The sequence below is a fragment of the Sodaliphilus sp. genome (genome assembly GCF_045598405.1).
Taxonomy (GTDB): domain Bacteria; phylum Bacteroidota; class Bacteroidia; order Bacteroidales; family Muribaculaceae; genus Sodaliphilus; species Sodaliphilus limicaballi.
The window spans coordinates 1-3,497 of sequence record NZ_JAZLLZ010000133.1; the positions used below are offsets into that span (position 1 = coordinate 1).

Consider the following 3,497-nt stretch of genomic DNA (forward strand, 5'->3'; position numbering starts at 1 on the left):
GAGTTCGCACACAGCGGAATTCTCATCCATGATGCTCAGCGACTTAAGCTCGGAGGGGGCATAGACGGTGCGCGTGATGAGATGGGCAAGGGCGGTGTTTATCTGTATCTCAGTCCAACCCTCCCGCTGGAGGAATTTGTCTATCTCCAGTTCGCGGATAGCCTGGAGGCATACCCATTCGGCTCCAATCTCGCGTGCATCGGTGTGCTTGACCGTATTCGTGTCCATGAGCTGCCTCGCCTTCTCGCGCGAGGACTCCATTGTGGCCTTCACGGCATCGACGCTGCCGTTGTTCACCATCTCCTGCCAGAACTCACGCGCCTTGCGTTGCACGAAGTCATTGTAGCGCGACAGCGGGCTGCCGAACAAGTCGGCCTGCCCCTGGTGCTCATGCATGTAGGTGAGGCACTTGCCGATGTCGCGGATGTCCTCCGGGCGGTGCGGCTCCTCGATGAACCCCACGTTCAGCATGATACGGCTGCGCACGCGGCCTGTCAGGTCGCGGAACGACTCCTTGATGCGGTAGTACCAGTCATCGTGCTGAGTCTTCGGATTGTATCTTGGTTGAGACATGAAGTGCATAGCGGGTGCAAAGATACAACATTCCGGCGACATTCCTGTGTACTACAATTTGATTTTCGGGAATGCCGCTATTGAAAACCAGCGATTTAGCCGCCAAACACCCCCGAAAATTCATTAAAAAAATTTTCAAGGGGTCAAAGTTGGGTTAGGAAATTGTTAAGTTTTTTGCGATTTATATTCATAAGCAAAATTCGATTTTTTTCTATGAATAGTCAAGCGGGGCAGGCGAGGTTTGTTTTTCTCCCCGCAAAATTTGCTCAATTCAAAAATTTGCCGTAACTTTGCTCCCGTCAAACAAGTGATGAGGGTTCTCATCCCGCGGGGCAACGGTAATTGCTCACGACATAAAGCGGTGGGCTTTTTTTATGCCCGCCACAGCCAGTGACTGATACACGGCTGCCTTATCCATGATACTTTTGCTCTTCGGGGTAACTCTATCGGTGTTTAGCGACGGGATAACGGCAGCCGTTTTTCTGCCCATAACGCTAAACACCAAAAAACATGGAAGCAATTACATTCCAGACCCCGAGTGCAACCAAGTTGCCGGCTCGCCTGCTTGCCGAGAAAGCAGCCCAGTGTCTAACCAGCCCCGTGCTCACCGCCGTGCTGGGCGTCGTGGCCCTTGCCGCGCTGCTCTACCACGAGGCATCGCCCATCCACCCGGTGCGCTGCTGCGCCGTGGTGATGGCGTTCGCCCTGCAGTTCATGGCAGTTATCTTCAAGGATTTCGGCAAATTCGTCGAAGAGGAAGGAGGTGAGTCATGAGAACCATCACGCAGATCCACGCCCACAACACAGCGCTGCACGAGGACTACCGCTGTGAACTGCATCAGATCGAGACCCGCTTTGCACAGCAGCGTGCCGACCTCACCACCCGCATGAACCGCCTCAAGGCATACTACCACCAGCGCCAGCAGCAGATCGCCATCAAGTACCGCGAAGAGCGCCTCGATGCCGCACGCCGCTATAACGAGCAGATTGCCGCCAACCGCACCGAGTTGAACCAGCTCATGCACCTCGCCCAGCAATCGCAGGAAGGAGGTGAAGCATGATCCCCAACCGACTTAGCACCCGCCTCGAGAAAGACAACCTGCGAGTAATCATCACACGCATCACCGAGCCCGACGCCATCGACGCCACCCCGGCGGTGGAGATAGAAGTGGAACACATCAGCACAAGCACACTCGCCACCGGGCTGTGGCTCGACAACATCGACGACCTGCCCATCATCGCCGAAGCCATACAGTCGTTCATCGAGATGGTCAACGAATGCAAGGAAGGAGGTGAGGCATGAGCAGCGAAGACAACAACACCGGCCAGGCAATCAACGCCATGGCCACCGGCCGACTCGCAACGGCAGCCCTCGACGCTTACCTCGCCAACTACGAGCCCGACGACGACAACCGCTCGCTGCGCACCACCGACGCCATACTGCGCGACCTCGACGACATGGTGGAACTCAACCCCAATGACATCGCCGAGGTAATGCTCGACCGAGGCTTCCGCCTCGTGTTCCTCTCCAACGGCCGACACGGCTGGGCAATGCGCCAGGGATAACACACCACCGAACAGTTTTTGACATTTTTTTTGCATAATTTCCTAAAGGCGGCCGCCCGCGAGGGTAGCCGCCTTTTACTTTGAAATAACATTCTGTTAGCATGTGCAACATAGGAAAAGAATTTAAATGTTAAATATACTTGCTATTTTGTATTTATACGACCTATTTTTTTGTTTATAACAAACTAACTAACTAACTTTGCACTTAATATTAAACGCTTGCTTTTGTTTTTAAAATAAACTTATGTTGGAAAAAGAGTTTAAATACTTTGTATCTCATCATGATGAGATTTTCAGAGACCATCCTAATAAATTTGTTGTTATTAGCGGTGAAGCTGTGGTCTCTGCTGCAGAATCATTTGATGAAGCTCTTAGTCAAGCAATGGCGCAGGGGCTAGAACCTGGTACGTTCTTGATACAGGAGTGTACTGAAGGAGATGATGCCTATACACAAACATTTCATACTAGAGTAGTTTTTTCCTAATGATTGTTTACGCGCTTACTCATAGTCCCGGAGGGATAAAAGATGTCATAAAAACCCCGGTTAAAATTCAGAACACTTTTAGCAAAGCAGAAATCAACACATTGGCTATCTGGGATACAGGAGCAACTAATTGTGTTGTCACTAAAAGTATTGCATTACAACTAGGATTGCCTGTTGTTTCTCGAACTAAAGTGAGAGGGGTTCATGGAGAGAAGGAAGTTAATGTATATCTTGTGCATATTACATTAAATAACCAAAACATCACATTGCAAACACTCGTGACAGAGTGTGAAGAGTTATCGGAATCCAACGATACTGGCATGTTGATAGGGATGGATCTTATCAGCAAAGGGGATTTTTCGATATCCACTTTTGAAGGGAATACGGTGATGACTTTCCGTACACCATCAATAGAGTGCATTGATTATGTTCAAGAAATATCAGAATTTAATCGGTGCCTAAAAGTTCATGAAAACCACGTCCGTAATAACTACAAACAAGATAAATGTGCTTGCGGAAGCGGGAAGGATTTCAAAAATTGTCACGGCAAGAGCAAGTATAATAAGTAAAGCCTCCTTAAAAGAAAAAGACAAAAGCTCGCCACCTCTATTAAGGGTGGCTTTTTTCGCAGATTACAGCCCTGGGGCGATTGCTCCGGGGCTTTCTTTGTCTTTTGCCGAGTCGTTGGGAGTGAGTAGATTTGCACTATCATGTTTCACTAAAATTTTAATGGAATGATTCCGCTACAAAAAGTAGCATTCAAGTTAGACATTTCTGCTTCATCGAGAGTCAATCCCGAGTCGGCAGGTTAATTTGGGGTGATGCAAGATTTTCCATTTCGGATGGTCAAAGCATCGTATATGAGCTCTTACGA

The 3,497-nt window shown here is 49.2% G+C and carries 6 protein-coding genes and 1 pseudogene; 6 read left to right on the forward strand and 1 reads right to left on the reverse strand.

All coding sequences use genetic code 11. The features are described from left to right. Nucleotides 1-573: pseudogene (locus ACKI3C_RS09385) on the reverse strand (hypothetical protein); the annotation flags it as partial. Between the two features lie 510 nt (nt 574-1,083). Between ACKI3C_RS09385 and ACKI3C_RS09390 the strand changes: the two are divergent. The 6 genes from ACKI3C_RS09390 to ACKI3C_RS09415 all read left to right on the forward strand — a co-directional run bounded on the left by ACKI3C_RS09390 (nt 1,084) and on the right by ACKI3C_RS09415 (nt 3,192). Continuing rightward, nucleotides 1,084-1,347, forward strand: coding sequence for a hypothetical protein (locus ACKI3C_RS09390; protein ID WP_407404361.1), 264 nt, complete (start codon nt 1,084-1,086; stop codon nt 1,345-1,347). Continuing rightward, the gene (locus tag ACKI3C_RS09395) at nt 1,344-1,634 is read left to right on the forward strand and encodes a hypothetical protein (RefSeq protein WP_407404363.1); all 291 of its coding nucleotides are present in this window, start codon (nt 1,344-1,346) and stop codon (nt 1,632-1,634) included. Before ACKI3C_RS09390 ends, ACKI3C_RS09395 begins: the two co-directional genes overlap by 4 nt. Next, complete coding sequence (locus ACKI3C_RS09400) at nt 1,631-1,876, forward strand: hypothetical protein (protein WP_407404365.1); 246 nt, start codon at nt 1,631-1,633, stop codon at nt 1,874-1,876. The genes ACKI3C_RS09395 and ACKI3C_RS09400 overlap by 4 nt, the downstream gene beginning before the upstream one ends. After that, entirely contained in the window at nt 1,873-2,139 is a 267-nt protein-coding gene (locus ACKI3C_RS09405; RefSeq protein WP_407404367.1) for a hypothetical protein, read from the forward strand. Before ACKI3C_RS09400 ends, ACKI3C_RS09405 begins: the two co-directional genes overlap by 4 nt. Nucleotides 2,140-2,383: 244 nt before the next feature. Next, on the forward strand, nt 2,384-2,623 hold the full coding sequence (locus ACKI3C_RS09410; protein ID WP_407404369.1) for a hypothetical protein: 240 nt from the start codon (nt 2,384-2,386) through the stop codon (nt 2,621-2,623). Further along, nucleotides 2,623-3,192 carry an aspartyl protease family protein gene (locus ACKI3C_RS09415; RefSeq protein WP_407404371.1) on the forward strand — a complete coding sequence of 190 codons (570 nt, stop codon included), beginning with the start codon at nt 2,623-2,625 and terminating at the stop codon, nt 3,190-3,192. Before ACKI3C_RS09410 ends, ACKI3C_RS09415 begins: the two co-directional genes overlap by 1 nt. Nucleotides 3,193-3,497 lie beyond the last annotated feature (305 nt).